The sequence below is a fragment of the Pseudoalteromonas sp. CST2 genome, from assembly GCF_028599385.1.
Taxonomy (GTDB): Bacteria; Pseudomonadota; Gammaproteobacteria; order Enterobacterales; family Alteromonadaceae; genus Pseudoalteromonas; species Pseudoalteromonas atlantica.
Map to the genome: position 1 here is coordinate 53,520 of NZ_JAQREO010000001.1, position 18,442 is coordinate 71,961.

The 18,442-nt window shown below is 40.6% G+C and carries 12 protein-coding genes; 9 read left to right on the forward strand and 3 right to left on the reverse strand.

Annotated features, from left to right (window positions below):
* Window positions 1-260: 260 nt before the first annotated feature.
* From PSH41_RS00265 to PSH41_RS00280, 4 genes are all read left to right on the forward strand, one after another.
* Window positions 261-1,583, forward strand: coding sequence for a TolC family protein (locus PSH41_RS00265; RefSeq protein ID WP_273589341.1), 1,323 nt, complete (start codon window positions 261-263; stop codon window positions 1,581-1,583).
* Between the two features lie 4 nt (window positions 1,584-1,587).
* Entirely contained in the window at window positions 1,588-3,123 is a 1,536-nt protein-coding gene (locus PSH41_RS00270) for an efflux RND transporter periplasmic adaptor subunit (protein ID WP_273589342.1), read from the forward strand.
* Window positions 3,120-6,242 carry an efflux RND transporter permease subunit gene (locus PSH41_RS00275; protein ID WP_273589343.1) on the forward strand — a complete coding sequence of 1,041 codons (3,123 nt, stop codon included), beginning with the start codon at window positions 3,120-3,122 and terminating at the stop codon, window positions 6,240-6,242. Before PSH41_RS00270 ends, PSH41_RS00275 begins: the two co-directional genes overlap by 4 nt.
* Window positions 6,243-6,534: 292 nt before the next feature.
* Complete coding sequence (locus PSH41_RS00280) at window positions 6,535-6,990, forward strand: hypothetical protein (protein WP_004587628.1); 456 nt, start codon at window positions 6,535-6,537, stop codon at window positions 6,988-6,990.
* A 207-nt stretch (window positions 6,991-7,197) separates the two neighbouring features.
* On the opposite strand, the gene ppx is transcribed toward PSH41_RS00280, so the two are convergent.
* The 3 genes from ppx to PSH41_RS00295 form a co-directional block, all read right to left on the reverse strand.
* The gene (gene ppx, locus PSH41_RS00285; protein ID WP_273589344.1) at window positions 7,198-8,685 is read right to left on the reverse strand and encodes an exopolyphosphatase; all 1,488 of its coding nucleotides are present in this window, start codon (window positions 8,683-8,685) and stop codon (window positions 7,198-7,200) included.
* Window positions 8,678-10,765, reverse strand: a complete 2,088-nt coding sequence (gene ppk1, locus PSH41_RS00290; protein WP_273589345.1) for a polyphosphate kinase 1 — start codon at window positions 10,763-10,765, stop codon at window positions 8,678-8,680. The genes ppx and ppk1 overlap by 8 nt, the downstream gene beginning before the upstream one ends.
* 178 nt (window positions 10,766-10,943) lie before the next feature.
* On the reverse strand, window positions 10,944-11,450 hold the full coding sequence (locus PSH41_RS00295) for a glycine cleavage system protein R (RefSeq protein ID WP_024031441.1): 507 nt from the start codon (window positions 11,448-11,450) through the stop codon (window positions 10,944-10,946).
* A 657-nt stretch (window positions 11,451-12,107) separates the two neighbouring features.
* Between PSH41_RS00295 and PSH41_RS00300 the strand changes: the two genes are divergently transcribed.
* From PSH41_RS00300 to PSH41_RS00320, 5 genes are all read left to right on the forward strand, one after another.
* Window positions 12,108-14,342 carry an ABC transporter permease subunit gene (locus PSH41_RS00300; protein ID WP_039972240.1) on the forward strand — a complete coding sequence of 745 codons (2,235 nt, stop codon included), beginning with the start codon at window positions 12,108-12,110 and terminating at the stop codon, window positions 14,340-14,342.
* 15 nt (window positions 14,343-14,357) lie between these two features.
* Window positions 14,358-16,007: a phosphate ABC transporter permease PstA gene (gene pstA / locus PSH41_RS00305; protein WP_004587623.1), complete on the forward strand. Its 1,650-nt coding sequence runs from the start codon at window positions 14,358-14,360 to the stop codon at window positions 16,005-16,007.
* A 26-nt stretch (window positions 16,008-16,033) separates the two neighbouring features.
* Window positions 16,034-16,861, forward strand: a complete 828-nt coding sequence (gene pstB / locus PSH41_RS00310; protein ID WP_004587622.1) for a phosphate ABC transporter ATP-binding protein PstB — start codon at window positions 16,034-16,036, stop codon at window positions 16,859-16,861.
* A 45-nt stretch (window positions 16,862-16,906) separates the two neighbouring features.
* Window positions 16,907-17,608 (forward strand): phosphate signaling complex protein PhoU, encoded by a 702-nt coding sequence (gene phoU / locus PSH41_RS00315; protein WP_273589346.1) that lies wholly within the window; start codon window positions 16,907-16,909, stop codon window positions 17,606-17,608.
* A gap of 150 nt (window positions 17,609-17,758) precedes the next feature.
* Window positions 17,759-18,436, forward strand: a complete 678-nt coding sequence (locus PSH41_RS00320; protein WP_004587620.1) for a TIGR00153 family protein — start codon at window positions 17,759-17,761, stop codon at window positions 18,434-18,436.
* Window positions 18,437-18,442: the final 6 nt, after the last annotated feature.

Sequence of the window (18,442 nt, forward strand, 5' to 3'; positions counted from 1 at the left end):
GCAGGATAGGTGTGATACCAATCGACTTGATTATTTAGTCATTTAGCGTGCCAAATAAAGCGTTAACAGCGTTATAAATATCTTATGTAGAACAACTACATGCCAATATTTATGCCTTGTTATCACTCTATTTAACTGTCGCTATAAATAACGACTAATTTAACACCATTGGTATGAGTGAAATTTAGCTATATTCGCTCAAAGCGCCTGTTCTGCTTGTTAATTTAAGATTTTATTTTTAATTTTAGATGGAGCAGGCAATGACCCGCACTGTAATTTTTAAAGCTGTATTACTGAGCGCCACCTTATTTGGTGCTGTATTTAATAGTGATGCCATAGCAAAAGCATCAACCCTTAATTTAACGGATGCCATAAACCTGGCGCTCAATAACGAGCCGTGGCTGAGCGCCAGTGAGCAAAAGCAAGCCGCCGCCACAGCGCAAAGTATTGCTGCAGGTACTCTACCAGACCCCGTATTAAGCATAGGTTTGCAAAGTGTACCCGTAGATGGCTTTGCGTTTGATCAAGAAAACATGACGCAGTTAAAAGTGGGTATAAGCCAAAGCTTTAGCCGTGGTAATAGCCTAGCACTTAGCCAACAAGCAATAAAAGAAGAAGCACTTGAGCAGCCGTGGCTTAGGGCCCAGCGAAAAGCGCAAGTAAAAGCGAGGGTAATGGAGCTGTGGTTAAATGCCTACAGAGCGCAGCAAAGTATTGCGTTAATTGAACAAGATAAAGCATTGTTTAGCCAGTTAATTGAAGTTACCGAAGCCAGTTACTCCAGTAGTTTAGGTAAAACCCGTCAGCAAGATATTATTCGCTCACAATTGGAGCTCACACGCCTTGAAGATAAACTGATTGTATTAGCGCAGCAGCTAGATGCCGCTAAACAAGGGTTAGCCCAGTGGTTACCACAGAGCATATTACGCCAACCATTAAGCCTAACTTTTACAGCGCCAGCCCCGCTTACCCAATTTAATAGCTTAGACTTTGATGAGCTCATTAAGTTACTTATGGCGCATCCCTCTATAGTGGCTATAGATCAACGTATAGCCGCTAAACGCACACAAGTGAGCCTTGCTAAACAAAGTTATAAGCCACAACTTGGCGTAAATATGGGTTATGGCTACCGCGCTGATAACCAAGCTGGTGAATCGCGTGCTGATTTGCTTTCGGTGGGGGTGAGTATTGACTTACCTTTATTCACCGACAACAGGCAAGATCAGCAAGTTAATGCGGCTATTGCTAATGCAGAGGCCATTAAAACCGACAAACGCGTGGCGCTACAAAACCTAAAAGGACAGTACTTTAAAGAGGTTAGTCAGCTTGAGCGAATTGAGCAGCGCAATAGGCTTTATCAAAACACGTTATTACCGCAAATGTCGCAACAAGCTCAGGCTACTTTAAACGCGTATACCCGTGACGATGGCGACTTTTCTGATGTTATGCGCGCGCGTATTAGTGAGCTAAACGCCAAAATAGATGCCCTTAATATTCAAATAGACAAACACATAATTATTGCTCGCTTAAATTATTACGCAGCCAGTTTAGACTCGCTAGTAATGGCTGAGTTACAAGGATAAAACAATGAAAACTAACTTAAAATACCTTGTAGCGCTGCTTATTGGTGCCGCGTTAATGTTTATTGCTAATCGCTGGTTGATTGATGACACTGAGCACTTAGCCACAACCGCTGATAATAAAAAAACGAAGCCGCTGTATTGGGTTGCGCCAATGGACAGTAACTATAGGCGCGATGAACCAGGGCTATCACCAATGGGGATGGAGCTGGTGCCTGTATATGCAAACGCTGAAAACGACAGCCCAGGTACTATAAAAATATCACCTGAAGTGGTTAACAACTTAGGCGTTAAAACCAGTAAAGTGCAAGTTAAAACACTGCAAAGTGATATCCAAACAATCGGTTATGTGCAATACAATCAAGATCAGTTAACCCATATTCATCCTCGCGTAGAAGGGTGGATAGAAACTTTATTTGTAAAAGCGCAAGGAGAGCCCGTTAGTGCCGGTGAGCCTCTTTACACGCTTTACTCTCCTCAGCTTGTGAACGCACAAGAAGAATTTTTACTCGCAGTAAATAGAAAAAACAGCGTATTGATTCGTGCTGCTAAAGCGCGTTTAGAGTCGCTAAATGTGTCTGATGGCTTTATTAAGCGCTTAGAAAAAAATAAAAAAGTGATGCAAAACATTACATTTTACGCGCGCCAAAGTGGAGTGCTTGATGAGCTTAATATACGTGAAGGTTTTTATGTTAAGCCCGGCACCTCAATGATGAGCATCGCTAAATTAGATCAAGTATGGGTAGAGGCAGAAGTATTTGAGCGCCAAGCAGCTTTAGTGAGCAAAGGGCTCCCCGTTACAATGACCCTTGATTACATTAAAGGTAAGCAGTGGCAGGGCGTAGTAGATTACATTTATCCAGCGCTTAATGCTCAAAATCGCACTTTACGTGTAAGGCTGCGTTTTGAAAATACCGCAGGACTACTTAAGCCTAATATGTTTGCCCAAGTAAGTATTCACACTCACAGTGATTCACCGCAACTCGTTATACCTAAGCAAGCGCTTATTCGTACAGGTGCACAAAACCGAGTAGTACTTGCTCTAGGCGATGGGCGTTTTAAATCGGTGGCGGTAAAAGTAGGGCAAATTAGCCAACATGAGGTGGCTATTCTATCGGGCATTACTAAAGAAGACCATGTTGTGACTGCTGCGCAGTTTTTAATAGACTCTGAATCGAGTAAAGACTCGGACTTTAAGCGTATGAGCGCGCCAAGCACTCACGCCATGAGCGACATGCCTAACATGGGAATGGACAAGGCTGAAGCGGTTCAAACAGCTACAGTAATGGGAACCATAAATAATATAAACGCAGCGCAGCGGGTTATTAATATTAGCAGAGAGGCTATCGCTAAATGGAACAGAGGCCCTGCTACTATGGACTTTATACTTGCTAAAGAGCTTGATATTAGTGCGCTTTCCCCTGAACAGCAGGTTCATTTTACGTTTAGCATTATTGAGGGCGAATTTGTAATAAGCAAAATTGCTGAGCACCCTACTGACGAAGGCGCAGTTCATCATTCAATGCATGGGGAGTCATTATGATAGCTGCTGTTATTCGCTGGTCGGTCGTTAATCGTGTTCTCGTATTGTTACTGAGTATTATTGTATTTGGCGCGGGTATTTACAGTGTTAAACAGACACCCGTTGATGCGCTTCCGGATTTATCGGACGTACAGGTAATTGTTAAAACCAGCTACCCAGGCCAGGCACCCCAAGTAGTGCAAGACCAAGTTACCTTCCCGCTCACCACGGCAATGCTGTCTGTGCCTGGCGCTAAAACAGTGCGTGGTTTTTCGTTTTTTGGCGACTCGTATGTGTATATTATTTTTGATGAAAATACCGATATTTACTGGGCAAGAAGCCGCGTTCAAGAGTATTTAAGTCAGGTAGAAAGCCGCTTGCCGGCAAGTGCAAAGGCACAACTTGGGCCCGATGCCACAGGAGTGGGTTGGGTTTATTTATATGCGTTAGTCGATAAAACAAATCAGCTCAATATTAGCCAGCTTCGTAGCTTGCAAGACTGGTTTTTAAAATTTGAACTGCAAAGCGTTGAAGGTGTATCTGAGGTAGCCGCTGTAGGTGGCATGATAAAGCAGTACCAAGTGGTTGTAGACCCCGTTAAGTTGCGTGCTTATGGCCTTCCTCTTAGTTTGATACAAACTGCAATTAGCCAAGGTAATCAAGAAACTGGCGCCTCAGTAATCGAAATGGCTGAAGCCGAATACATGGTAACCAGCACAGGTTATATTAAAAGTGTCGCCGACTTAGAAGCCATTCCATTAGGAATTAACGCCCAAGGAAGTGCATTACAATTACGAGATGTAGCAAATGTACGCTTAGGTCCTCAAATGCGAAGAGGCATTGCAGAGCTAAATGGCGAAGGCGAGGTTGCGGGTGGCATTGTGGTGATGCGTTATGGCGAAAACGCCCAAGAAACGATTTCTCGGGTAAAAGCAAAACTTGAGTCTTTAAAACAAGGGTTACCCGAAGGGGTTGAAGTAATTCCGGTTTATGACCGCTCCACGTTAATAAAAAGCGCGGTCGATAACCTAAGTAGTAAATTGTTTGAAGAGCTCATTATTGTAGCCTTAGTGTGCGTGGTATTTTTATTTCATGTGCGCTCATCGCTGGTGGCTATTATTACCTTGCCTATGGGTATATTAATTGCTTTTATTGTGATGTATTGGCAAGGTGTAAACGCTAATATTATGTCGTTAGGCGGGATTGCTATTGCTATTGGCGCTATGACAGATGGTGCTATTGTAATGATAGAAAACATGCATAAACACATGGAAAAAACGCCACTGACCAAGCAAAACCGCTGGCAAATAGTGACTAAATCGGCCACCGAGGTAGGCCCTGCGTTATTTTTTAGTTTGCTCATTATTACAGTAAGCTTCATGCCTGTATTTATTTTAGAGGCGCAAGAAGGGCGCATGTTTGCCCCGCTTGCTTATACAAAAACGTATGCGATGGCAGCCTCTGCCGGCTTAGCTATAACCTTAGTGCCGGTGCTAATGGGCTACTTTATTCGGGGTAAGGTCATTTCTGAGCACAAAAATCCTGTTAATAGAGCCTTGGTTGCAGGGTATAAACCGCTGTTAGCTACCGTACTTAAATTTCCAAAAAGTACGTTATTTATTGCATTTATAGTGACGGTTATAGGCTTTTATCCGGTAAACAAAATAGGCAGTGAGTTTATTCCTTTGCTAGATGAAGGCGACTTAATGTATATGCCTACAACTTACCCTGGGCTCTCTATTGGTGAAGCGCGAAAAATTTTACAGCAAACAGACAAGCTCATAGCCTCTGTGCCTGAAGTAAAAACTGTATTTGGTAAAATAGGGCGCGCCGATACCGCAACCGACCCCGCACCGCTGACAATGATTGAAACCTTTATTCAGTTTAAGCCCAAATCACAGTGGCGAGAGGGCATGACGAAGCAAAAAATTAAAGCCGAGCTGGAAAGCTTAGTTACATTACCGGGCCTTACAAATGCGTGGGTTATGCCAATAAAAACGCGAATTGATATGCTTGCCACCGGTATTAAAACGCCTGTAGGTATTAAAATCGCGGGCCCAAGCTTGTTAGAAATTCAAAATATTGGGCAGCAAATTGAGCAATTGTTAAAAGATGTGCCCGGCACAGCCTCAGTGTATTCAGAGCGTGTAGCCACAGGGCGTTATATTAAAGTGGATATAAACCGCGAAAAAGCAGCACGGTATAATCTAAATATAGCCGACATACAACAGGTTGTAGCCACAGCAATTGGCGGCTCAAACGTGACTGAAACAATCGAAGGGCAACAGCGTTACCCGGTAAATTTACGCTACCCGCAGAGCTTTCGTGCTTCGCCTGAAGATTTAAAATTATTACCTATTATTACACCATCAGGCCAACATATTGCACTTGGTGATGTTGCTAAAGTATTTATTGAAGATGGCCCTACCGGCATTAAAAGCGAAAATGCGCGTTTAAATGGGTGGAGCTTAATTGATATTAAAGGCAGTGATATTGGCAGCTATGTAGCACAAGCTCAGCAAGTGCTTGGCGATAACCTACAATTACCCGCTGGTTATTCAATTACTTGGGCAGGGCAGTACGAATACATGCAACGCGCAAAAGCAAAGCTTACTTATGTGATCCCGCTTACACTCGCGATTATTGTAATACTGCTATACCTTAATTTTAAATGCCTAAGCGAAGTACTTATTATTATTGCCACCCTTCCTTTGGCTATGGTGGGCGGCATTTGGCTAATGTACTTTGAAGCGTTTAACTTTTCGGTGGCAGTGGGTGTAGGGTTTATTGCATTGGCCGGTGTTGCCGTAGAAATAGGCGTCATAATGCTTGTATATTTAAACCAAGCTTATACAGAGCAACGCCAGCAGTGCGAGCAAACTGGAACTGCATTTAACTTACAAGCGCTACAACACGCTATTATGCAAGGTGCAGGGCTAAGAGTGCGCCCCGTAATGATGACGGTAGCTACCATTATTGCTGGCTTATTACCCGTTTTATACGGCACCGGCACCGGTAGCGAAGTGATGAGCAGAATAGCAGCGCCGATGGTAGGCGGGATGCTAAGCGCAATTATACTTACGTTATTGGTTATACCTGCGGTGTATTTACTGTGGAAAAAGCAGCATATTAGTCAATAGGTGTTGTTCTTTGTGAGTTAAAACTTGCTGAATGTAGGGGCGGTTAAATTGCGGTGTACGGTTTGTACCCTTGTGAGCTTGATAGCTGCCCCTATTTCAGCAGGCTCTAATAGCACACTGTGGGCAATACCTATTTTATTGCCCTATAAAAATTACCCGTATTTTGTAACTTGTACCAAATAATCCGCCTAGCTCTTGTTTTTTATTTTTAATGCATTGTTTTTAATTGATTTTATGTTGGCACGGTTTACGCAACCTATACCTTATACAGTCAACTTAGTAAGGAATGCACATGCAAGTTAAAACAATTAAAGAAGTGTACGATTGGACCGTTTTATTTCACACACAAATGGCGGCAAATTTTTACAGCGTTAAGGAGTTACTTGATGAACGTAACGCGATGCTAGTGGACTATTATTTAGATTATGAAAAAAAGTTAGCTGAAGACTTAGTTGGCTTTAAAGCAATTACAGAGATCAACACCTTAGATACTTACAGCTACGAATACTTTGCAGACAACCCCGAGTTAATTACGTTTAACGATATTAGCAAAGACCAAGAATTTGATGAAAAGGTGATTCAAAACTACCTCTCTGAGCAGCACAAAAAAGTAATCGAACTTTACGAGTACTTATTAGAGCGCGCTGAGACAGAAAACGGTAAAGAAAAGCTCGAGCAAATTTTAGAGCTTGAAAAGCAAGGCGTTAAGCAAATGATGCAAAGCTCAAACCGCCATATGGATATGTAAACCTGATAAAATAACTCGGTTGTTACCTTTATAGGTGAATACCTTTATAGGTAAAGCTTTAAACGCCCTTGGGTTTACCTGAGGGCGCTTTATTATGTGTGCTTTACATGGGGGGTAAGTAAAGCTGCAAGCTCATATTAAAAGGCGCGCGTCGCAGTTACATTACTTCTGCACAAAAAATGTCACAGGCTTTTAAGCCTTATAAAATTAAACGCACTCAAACTGAATCCCTGCTTTTTTAAGATAGAGCTGCTCTTGCTCCAGATCTGCTTGTAGCAATGTATGCTCTTGCAAGTAGCTGTTACTAAACTTAATAAATAAGCCTAAGTTGCTTGCGCTTATTTCCATATCCGGCTTTAAGCTCACTTGGCGCTTTTGATTAAATAAAATGGCCAAGCGTAAAATAACAATCAGTTTAAGCACGTGCTTTTGAGAAATAGTTAAAAACTCAGGCAGCTCAGTCAGTTTAATTTTTTTACGATAAAAGCGTATAAGTGAGCTTAAAATAAGTTGCTCTTGCTGCGTAAAACCGGGTAATTGACTATTTGCTACTATATAAGCGCTGTGTTTGTTAATCCCCGATGAGTTAATTGATAAACCAATTTCGTGTAATTTTGCAGCCCAAGTTAACAAAGCAATATCGTCGTTATTATCTAAATGCCATACATTTTTTAACTGTTTATAGAGCCAAATAGCCGTATCAGCAACACGCGCTGCATGCGCTTTATCAGCAGTGTAGCGCTCACTTAAGTTATTAATAGTGTTTGAGCGAATATCTTTATGGGCCAGCTTTTGCTGCATTTCGTGCAGCAACCCTTCGCGCAAAGAAAAATCGCTGTAGGTCAGCTCTTTAATGGCAAACTCTGTAAATATCGCAATTAAAATTGCTAAGCCACCGCATATGCTTTGTTGGCGCTCGGGTGTAAGCCCTGCAATAGTTAAGTTATCAATATGTTTAGCACTAATAAACTGTTGTTTTAACGCGAGTAAATCGTCGTAAGTGATGTTAGGTTGTTGCGGATTTGTGGCGCTTATCATCGCTAAAATTGACTTTATAGTGCCCGACGTGCCAATTACTGTTTGCCAATTTTCGCTTACATAATTAGAAAAAATGGCTTCAAGCTCTTGCTCGGCTCTTATTTGCGCTTTGTTAAAGCGTTTGGCCGTTATTTTTCCATCGCTAAAAAACTGCTTTGTAAAGCTAACACAGCCCATATTACGGCTAGATAAAAGCTTATGCTTAAAATGTTTACCTATTATAAGCTCGGTACTGCCACCGCCAATATCGATCACTAAACGGTTTTCTTCATTATGAACATAATGCGCAACGCCCTGATAAATAAGGCGTGCTTCTTCTTGACCTGCAATTACATCAATATGAAAAGGAAACACAGCGCTAGCTTGGGCTAAAAAGGCGTTAATATTTTTAGCGCGCCTAAAAGTGTAAGTGGCAGCTACCTTTACATTACTTGCGGGGAACTCATGTAAGGTTTTAGCAAATTGCTTTAGTACCACGAGGGCGCGGTCTATTGCAGCTTGGCTTAAGCGAAATTTATCATCTAGCCCATCGGCTAAATAAACGCGTTGTTTTTCTTTGTGCAAAATTTGCAAAGTGCCGTTTACTTCTCGGGCAACCACTAAATGAAAGCTGTTGGAGCCTAAATCAACTGCGGCTATTGAAGGGTGATCATTCATTATAATAAGTGTGTTCCCATTTTTTTAGATAATCGTAAATTGCTATTTGAGAGCGGATTTTTTTACGGTTACCCCTTCTTACATAAGCGTTTTTTTGCTCGCTATCAATAATGCGTGCTTTGGTACGGTCTTTAAATTGTAGCTCTAATATATCAACTATAAGGCGTTTTAACTTAACATCCAAAATAGGAACACCTACTTCAACACGATGATCTAGGTTACGTGTCATCCAATCAGCAGAGGATATAAATACTTTTTCATCGCCATTGTTACCAAATACCATTACGCGAGGATGCTCTAAAAAGCGATCAACAATACTAATTACCTTAATATTATCGCTAAGTTTAGGCACGCCAGGGATGAGCGAGCACATGCCACGTACAATAATTCTAATTTTAACGCCGATTTGACCAGCTAGGTAAAGCCTGTCTACCAGCTCTTTATCGACGAGGTTATTTATTTTTACTGTTATTTTGCCTGGTTTGTTGTTTTCAACATGGTCAATTTCGTTATTGATTAAATTAAGCAGCGTTTCACGGGCATTAATTGGCGAAAGCATTAAGTAGTCAAATTTGAACGGTTTATAACTGCTTTCTATAAATCTAAATACGCTGTCGCTTTCTTCACAAATACCAGTGTGGCGAGTAAATAGGCTAAAGTCAGTGTAAATTTTGGCTGTTTTTTCATGGAAATTACCTGTGCCAATATGAGCATATTTTACTATTTGGCCTTTTTCTTTACGGTGCACCACACATAATTTGCTGTGCACTTTTAGTGCGGGTATACCAAAAATTACTTTAATACCTGCACTGCTTAGCACCTTTGCCCATTCAATATTATTTTGCTCGTCAAAACGTGCTTTTAACTCAACCATAACGGTCACTAATTTACCGTTTTGAGCGGCATTAATTAACGATGAAATTAGCCTAGATTTACTCGCTACACGATAAATATTAACCTTTATTTGCGTAACATTAGGGTCGAAGGCCGCTTGGCGCACATATTCAAGCACATGATTAAAAGTATGATAGGGGTAATACAGTAAAATATCTTGCTCGCTAATAGCGTCAAATACACTGGCATGTTTATTAAACGCACTACTTTGCAATGCTGGGAGGGGTTTGTTTTCTAAATATTGGCGCCCTACATTAGGAAACGATATAAAGTCTCTAAAATTACGATAACGCCCCCCAGGAATTAACGCATCATGATGCGTGACACCGAGGCGCTTTTTCATCACTTTTAGCATGTTTTCAGGCATGGCTTGATCGTAAACCAATCTTACCGGCTCAGCATAAATACGTTGTTTTAACCCTTTGGACATTTTATCAAGTAAGCCAGCCTCTAGCTCGTCGTCTAGGTTGTACTCTGCATCGCGAGTTAATTTTATTGCATAACCGGCAATGCTTTTATAAGAAAAAAAGCTACTAAATACATCGTTTAAAAAGTAAGTGATGACATCATCAAGCATTACAATGGTTTTATGGCGGCGGGTTTTTTCTGGAGGCAGGTTTATAAAGCGATCAACCCTGTCGGTGGGTACCTCAAGCATTGCGTAATAACTTTTTTCATCACTCATTTCTACAAATAAGTAGGTCATGGTGTCGTTTATATAGGTAGAGAAGTCTTTGTTCTCGTTTAGCAAAATAGGAGAAGTATGTTGAAGAACGTGATCATGAAAGTAATTTTTTAACCAGTTTAAATGAAACTCACTGAGCTCATCGGGGCGACTAACATGAATGTTATGATGGTTTAAGTCTGTTAATACCTGCTGATGTATGTGGTTAAATTTTTTACCTAACTGGAGTACTTTTTTTTGTATCTCACTAAGCAGTATTTCGTCTTCTTCAAAATTAGCATCGGGGAGTTTATTTAATAAAATTCGGCGCTTTACATCAGCAACGCGCACTCTAAAAAATTCATCTAAATTATTAGAGAAAATGCCCAAAAAACGCATGCGCTCAATAATCGGGTTATTTTTATCTTTAGCCTCTTGTAGTACACGCTCGTTGAATGACAGCCAGCTTAATTCTTTTGCAAAATATTCAGTTGTTTGAGGGGGCTCTATATGGGCATTCATATCTATTCCGTTATCAGGATATGTTTCAAATTTAATTTGGGGCTGTGCGTGCGCTTATGAGGTTTACAATGTAAAAAACGATAAAGGTAGTAATAATCAGCCCTTTTTACTCAAACATACGCCAGTTAGATGACATAAAAATGACTACCATGTCATTTTTATGTCAACGGCGTTTGGGCTATGCCTCTTCAATATCTACAATTAAATCACTGGTAATCGATTCAAGTGCATCAATAACTTCTTCTTTATTCATACCACTGGGTAAGGTGACTGTAGCTACGGCACTAAAAATAGGCACTCCCCAATTTGGCGCACTTTGTTGCCTTGAGTTTAAGTGAGTAATGCTAGCGCCTTTGTGGCGTATTACACTTGCCAGCTCCTGAACAATGCCCGGGCGGTCATTGCCAGTAATGACAAAATTTATTTGTTCTTTGCTACTTGGCTCTACTTCTGTGTTGCCAGTTTCAATCCGCACGTCGAGTTTAGGTAAGGCATTTAATGCGTTTTGCAATGCTTCAAAGTGCTCTTGCGCTACTTCTACCTGAATAATACCGGCAAAGTGGCCTAGTAAGTGGCTTAAATTACTGCTCAGCCAGTTACCCTTATTTTGCAAGATAACCGATGAAATACTTTCTACTAATCCGGGCCGGTCTTGCCCTAAAATGGTGATCACCAACTGCTTCATAAATAGCTCTCTCTAAGCCTGAAAATGTAAATGCGTAGGCATTAAGTGTTTATAACGTTTCTATCATTGTAGTGGGTAATATAAACCCATAAAAAACTAATTGTTTATTATTACTTATTTGTGTCTTTATCGTTGAATTTTTTAACTTTAGCGCTGCGGTCTTGTTTCGTTATACATAGATTTAGTATTGTCTGCGTTAAATTGTTTGTCCAATAAAAGCACAAATTAGTTCCCATAAGAAGATAAACTCACACTGAATTTATTAACAATTTTATAGCACTTTTGATAATAAGTGTCATTTATGAACCATAACATTTATTTTTTCCATGCTTTGAGCGCTATGCACTTTATTTAACCATAAAAGTGTTAACAACTAATGCGCAATAAAAGCATAAATTTAGTCATCTCCAGCAGGGCAGTAAAACGCGTTATTAAATAGCTAAATAGGCACTAATTTAGGGCATTTATATTAAATATTTCCCCTTTTTTGTATCGATTTATGTTGTGTCATATCAGTGAGTAACAATTAAGCAAGGGCTGTCATTAGAAAAAAGGACTGATTTTAAAGCGTTTAGGCGGGTATTTATTACATCTGTAACATTACTGTCATCTTGATGAAATATAATTTGTACAACGACAGAATTAAAGGGTGTTTTGATGACTTCCAATCCGAATAAGCCGACTTTAAATACGGATCGAAGCCGTCTATTTAAAGACCGGTTTGCAAAGTGGGGTATTTCCGCAGGCGGAGTAATGGTATTAATAGCATTGTTATTAATATTCTTTTACCTTCTTTATGTAGTACAACCAATTTTTGAATCAGCAAAAGTAGAAAAACGTAACAGTTTTAACGTTGCTAATGCTGAACAAATTGTGGGCTTAGGTGTTGAGGAGCAAACTGAGGTTGCTTTTTTACTCTCTCAGCAAGGAAAGGTAGATTTTTATAGTGTGCAAGATGGCAGCTTTGGTAAAAAGCTTAAAACATTAAGCGCCGAGCTACCTAGTGATGCATCAAGCTTTGCAAACAGTGCGCCGTTTCAGGGGCATTATGCGTTTGGTTTAGAAAATGGCTCAGTGGTGCTGGTAGCACCTAAGTTTTTAGTTACTTTTCCTAACAACGAAAGAAAGCTAACGCCACGTTTAGATTACCCACTTGGCAAAATGGCATTAGAAGTTGACGAGCAAGGTGCTGCCATTAAGCGTTTTGCATTTAGTCATTACGAAGATAAAACAGCTGTGGTTGCTTTAACCGAAGACAAACGCGTTTTATTTAGCAGCTTTGTTGCTGAAGAAAACATGTTTACCGGTGAAGTAGAATGGGTAGTTGAGCGCACTGAGCTTAATATTGAAGGCCGTGTTGATGAGCTTTTAATTTCGCCAGATACCACCCGCACATTTGTACGTTCGGCGAATCAAATTTATGTTTACGATACACGCTACCCAAGCGAAGTAGAGCAAATTCAGCTGCTTTCGGCTAACGAAGAAAGTGCTAACTTAGTGTCTGCGCAGCTACTTGCTGGTGCTAACTCACTCATGCTTGCAAACGATAACGGTGAAGTATCGCAGTGGTTTGAAGTAAATACAGACAGCGGCCGTGAGTATCAAAAAATTCGCTCGTTTGAAACAACTAAACAAAGCAAGCTGAACATTTTTACCGAGTTTTATCGTCGAACTTTCTTCACTACAAGCAGTAATGGTGAGCTAGGTGTGTATTACACCACAAGTGAGGCAAAACTTTGGCAAGGTAAAGTAAGTGATGGCGAGATTAAAAACTTTGCTATAGCTCCGCGCTCAAATGCTGCCCTTATTTTAGCCGATAACCAACTAACCGTATTAGAAATTCATAATGAGCACCCAGAGGTTACCTGGTCTGCACTTTGGCAAGAAGTGTGGTACGAAGGTTACCCTGAGCCTGGTTATATTTGGCAATCTACATCAGCAAGTGATGACTTTGAGTCTAAATTTTCTTTGGTTCCAATTTCGTTTGGTACGTTAAAAGCAGCGCTTTACGCCATGCTATTTGCAGTACCCATTGCGCTTTCTGCCGCTATTTACACCGCTTACTTTATGTCGAGCGAGCTGCGTAAAGTGGTAAAGCCAACGGTAGAAATTATGGAAGCCCTCCCGACTGTAATATTAGGCTTTTTAGCAGGCCTGTGGTTAGCGCCACTTATAGAAGAGCACCTACCAGCTATTGTCGGCTTATTGATTTTATTACCGTTAGGTGTGCTAGCAACAGCACTAGGTTGGACTAAGTTACCAGCGAGTATTCGCCATAAAATCCCTGAAGGGTCGCACTCTATTTTACTTATTCCGGTTGTATTATTTATAGGCTGGGTATCGTTTGCAATGAGCGAAACAGTAGAGCTTTGGATGTTTGACGGAAATGTACGTCAGTACCTAACTAACGAGCTGGGTATGACGTTTGACCAACGTAACTCTTTAGTGGTGGGGATTGCGATGGGCTTTGCCGTTATTCCTACTATATTCTCGATTGCAGAAGATGCCGTATTTAGTGTTCCTAAACATTTATCAAATGGCTCACTAGCACTTGGTGCTACGCAGTGGCAAACGCTAGTACGTGTTGTACTACTTACAGCAAGCCCAGGTATTTTCTCTGCTGTAATGATGGGACTTGGCCGTGCAGTAGGCGAAACCATGATTGTATTAATGGCAACAGGTAATACGCCAATTATGGATTGGAGTATTTTCCAAGGTATGCGTACGCTTGCAGCAAACATTGCGGTAGAAATGCCTGAATCAGAAGTAGGCAGCTCGCACTATAGAATATTATTCTTAGCAGCATTTGTACTATTCATATTCACCTTTATTTTCAACACAGTGGCTGAGTTTGTTCGTCAGCAACTGCGTGAAAAATACAGCTCAATGTAAGTGGAGAGACACGACATGGTAAAGCAGTGGTTTAAGTCTGGTTCTCCTTGGATTTGGATGACAGGTGGTGCGGTAAGTATCAGCTTAATTTCAGTTCTCGGTTTATTAGCAATGATAGCTTGGAAGGGATTAAGCTTTTTCTGGCCATCAGAGGTAGTTCAATTTGAGCTAGAAGGGTCTATTTCAAAACAAACCATAATTGGTGAAGTTTACGACCGAGAACTTGTGCCTACAGCGCGTTTAGCTGCAACAGGTATTGATGTATCAGATTTTAATAAAGACGAAGTTGAGCGTTTACTTATAAAAACAGGTAACCGCGAATATGTAGATTTAGATTTTCGTTGGATATTAGAAACCGATATTACTGAGCAAAGTACACCGGCTACGCTTGCTGTATTTGAGCGCAGTAAAAACGGTAACTTTTATGGCTACATAGAAGGTGTAATTAAAGATGGAAAGCCGGTTACTGGCGATAAAATCGAAACCTTACATGAGCTAGTAGAGCGTGCGGTTGATTTAAACGACGAAGCGCTTGATTTACAAAATGGCGACATCGGTCATATCAACTACGAATTAGAGCGTCTTCGCTTACAAGAAAAAGCGTACCTACTTGATGACGAACTAACCGATGAGCGTGTTGCTGAGCTTGCTCAAGCACGTGCCGAGTTACGTAACGAATACGCAGTACTTGAAAAAGAGTTATTTGCACTGCGTAAAAAAGCCAAACGTGACCAAGTTTTAGTTAAGGACATGCGTGGTGAAGTAGTCACCATTCCACTGTATCAAGTGCTTGATGTTTGGTTGCCTAACGACATGGGCTTTTTCTCAAAATTAGGTCATTACTTTGTGCAACTGGGTAAGTTTGTATCAGACGACCCACGTGAAGCAAACACCGAAGGCGGCGTATTCCCTGCTATATTTGGTACAGTATTTATGGTTATGCTGATGGCCGTTATTGTGACCCCATTTGGTGTTGTTGCTGCAATTTACTTACATGAGTACGCAGCTAAAAATGCAGTAACTAAGATGATTCGTATTGCGGTAATTAACCTTGCCGGTGTACCGTCTATTGTTTACGGTGTATTTGGCTTAGGCTTTTTTGTTTACATGTTAGGTGGTAGCCTTGACCAACTGTTTTACCCAGAAGCTGCGCCTACGCCAGTATTTGGTACGCCGGGTGTTATGTGGTCTGCGCTTACATTAGCTATTCTTACATTACCGGTTGTTATTGTATCAACCGAGGAAGGTTTATCGCGTATTCCTAGTACAGTGCGTGATGGTTCATTAGCGCTTGGTGCAACCAAAGTTGAAACCTTATGGCGTATTATTATTCCTATGGCAAGCCCAGCAATTATGACAGGTTTAATACTTGCAGTTGCTCGAGCGGCCGGTGAAGTTGCGCCGTTAATGCTCGTAGGTGTTGTAAAAATGGCCCCTACGTTACCACTCGATGGCAACTTCCCTTATTTTCACTTAGATAGAAAGTTCATGCACTTAGGCTTTCATATTTATGATGTGGGCTTTCAAAGCCCGAATGTTGAAGCGGCACGCCCGCTGGTATACGCAACGGCCTTCTTATTAGTGTCGGTGATTATTACCCTCAACATAACAGCGATAGGCATACGTAACCATTTACGTGAAAAATTCAGATCGCTTGAACACTAATTAGTAAAGAATTATAGGTAACAAACATGATTACAGTCGCTCCACAAGTAAACCAAGCTAACAAAAGCTTGAAGTTAGACTTAGAAAACTTAACTGATGACCAAAAAGCGTTAGAGATTAAGGACCTTGATCTTTACTATGGTGAAAAGCAAGCGCTTAGCAAAGTAAATATGAATATCCCGAAAGGCCAAGTTACGGCGTTTATCGGTCCATCTGGTTGTGGTAAATCAACGCTATTGCGTTGTATTAACCGCATGAACGATTTAGTTGATGTGTGTCGTATTGAAGGTGAAATATTACTTCACGGCCAAAACATTTACGATAAAAGTGTAGATGTAGCCGCGCTACGTCGTAACGTGGGTATGGTGTTTCAGCGTCCTAACCCATTTCCTAAATCAATTTATGAAAATGTGGTTTATGGCCTACGCTTACAAGGTATTAAAGAAAAGCGTAAGCTAGATGAAGTGGTAGAACAATCACTTCGCGGTGCGGCTTTATGGGATGAAGTAAAAGACAGATTACACGATAGCGCATTTGGTCTATCAGGTGGTCAGCAACAGCGTTTAGTTATTGCCCGTTCAATTGCGATTGAACCTGAAGTACTATTACTTGATGAACCAACATCGGCACTTGACCCAATTTCTACTTTGGTTATTGAAGAGCTAATTAACGATTTAAAGAACAAATTTACCGTTGTTATTGTGACACATAATATGCAACAAGCAGCGCGTGTATCTGATCAAACGGCCTTTATGTATATGGGCGAGTTGATTGAATACTCAGACACAAATACCTTATTTACAACGCCAAGCAAAAAGAAAACGGAAGACTACATTACAGGCCGTTACGGTTAATCGTATACGTTTTAGTGTTGTAAACGAATTTAAGAGAAGGTAATTATGGAACATAATATAAATAAGCATATTTCTGGGCGCTTTAACCAAGAGCTAGAAAATGTTCGTAACCATGTACTTAACATGGGTGGCCTAGTTGAGCAGCAGCTAAGCAGTGCATTAGATGCAGTAAGTCGCAATGATGCTGAACTGGCACAAAAAGTACGCCAGAACGATTACAAAGTTAATGCAATGGAAGTTAGCATTGATGATGAATGTACGCGCATCATTGCTCGTCGTCAGCCAGCAGCAAGTGATTTACGCCTAGTAGTAGCCATTGCAAAAACGATTGCCGATTTAGAGCGCATTGGCGATGAAGCAGAACGCATTGCTAAAGTGGCTTTGGATTCATTTACTAAAGATCAGCAAGATTTATTAGTGAATATTGAAAACATGGGTCGCCAAGTTTTAAAAATGCTACATGATGTACTTGATGCGTTTGCACGCATGGATGTACAACGCGCCTTTGAAGTACATAAAGAAGATGCAAAAGTTGACCGTGAATATGAAGCAATCACACGTCAAATTATGACTTACATGATGGAAGACCCACGTTCAATTCCTAAAATTATGGATTTAGTGTGGTCTGTACGTTCATTAGAGCGTATTGGCGACCGTTGCCAAAATATTGCGGAATACATTATTTATTTTGTAAACGGCAAAGATATTCGTCATACATCTCAAGAAGATATAGAAAAATCGTTGTAGGTTTTTATCTATCATTCTTTTTTATTAAAGCGGCTTAGTGCCGCTTTATGCATTGTTAGCCATGATGAAATAATAAAAAGCGTTCACAATCGCGGCTAATACTGTAAAATTCATGCTGCAAAGCATATCAATTTGATTAAAGGGTCAGTTATGCCTACAAACGCGTTTTTAGGAGTATTTGCAAAATCTCCTATCAAACCAATGGAAGAACACATCAAGAAGGTTCATCAAGCAAGTAAAGCCTTGATACCTTTTTTTAATCACGTATTTAAAGAAGAGTGGCAGCAAGCAGAAGAGCTTCGCTTAACTATTCGTAATTTAGAGCGTGAAGCTGATGATATGAAAAGAGATATACGCTTACAATTACCGCGTGGTTTATTCATGCCGGTAGAGCGTACAGATCTGCTCGAACTCGTAACTCAACAAGATAAAATAGCAAATAAGGCTAAAGACATTGCAGGGCGCGTAATTGGCCGTGAAATGACAATTCCTAGTGCTATGCAAGCAGACTTTTTAGCTTATCTAACACGTTGTGTTGATGCGACTAAACAAGCATCAAAAGCAATTAATGAGTTAGAAGAATTGTTAGAAACGGGCTTTAAAGGTCGCGAGGTGACTTTAGTAGAAAAAATGCTCGTAGAATTGGATGCCATAGAACAAGACACGGATGAAATGCAAATTAAAGTACGCCGCCAACTACGCGATGTAGAAAGCGAGCTAAACCCAATTGATGTTATGTTTTTATACAAAATAATTGAATGGGTTGGCGAACTTGCAGATATTGCAGAGCGCGTAGGATCACGTCTTGAGCTGATGCTAGCTCGTTAATTTATA

What these genes read in the sequence shown, in the direction of transcription:
- ppx (WP_273589344.1), bottom strand. Translation starts at nt 8,685, where the DNA reads ATGAATGATCACCCTTCAATAGCCGCAGTTGATTTAGGCTCCAACAGC.
- PSH41_RS00280 (WP_004587628.1), top strand. Translation starts at nt 6,535, where the DNA reads ATGCAAGTTAAAACAATTAAAGAAGTGTACGATTGGACCGTTTTATTT.
- PSH41_RS00275 (WP_273589343.1), top strand. Translation starts at nt 3,120, where the DNA reads ATGATAGCTGCTGTTATTCGCTGGTCGGTCGTTAATCGTGTTCTCGTA.
- PSH41_RS00270 (WP_273589342.1), top strand. Translation starts at nt 1,588, where the DNA reads ATGAAAACTAACTTAAAATACCTTGTAGCGCTGCTTATTGGTGCCGCG.
- PSH41_RS00300 (WP_039972240.1), top strand. Translation starts at nt 12,108, where the DNA reads ATGACTTCCAATCCGAATAAGCCGACTTTAAATACGGATCGAAGCCGT.
- pstB (WP_004587622.1), top strand. Translation starts at nt 16,034, where the DNA reads ATGATTACAGTCGCTCCACAAGTAAACCAAGCTAACAAAAGCTTGAAG.
- PSH41_RS00320 (WP_004587620.1), top strand. Translation starts at nt 17,759, where the DNA reads ATGCCTACAAACGCGTTTTTAGGAGTATTTGCAAAATCTCCTATCAAA.
- pstA (WP_004587623.1), top strand. Translation starts at nt 14,358, where the DNA reads ATGGTAAAGCAGTGGTTTAAGTCTGGTTCTCCTTGGATTTGGATGACA.
- PSH41_RS00295 (WP_024031441.1), bottom strand. Translation starts at nt 11,450, where the DNA reads ATGAAGCAGTTGGTGATCACCATTTTAGGGCAAGACCGGCCCGGATTA.
- ppk1 (WP_273589345.1), bottom strand. Translation starts at nt 10,765, where the DNA reads ATGAATGCCCATATAGAGCCCCCTCAAACAACTGAATATTTTGCAAAA.
- PSH41_RS00265 (WP_273589341.1), top strand. Translation starts at nt 261, where the DNA reads ATGACCCGCACTGTAATTTTTAAAGCTGTATTACTGAGCGCCACCTTA.
- phoU (WP_273589346.1), top strand. Translation starts at nt 16,907, where the DNA reads ATGGAACATAATATAAATAAGCATATTTCTGGGCGCTTTAACCAAGAG.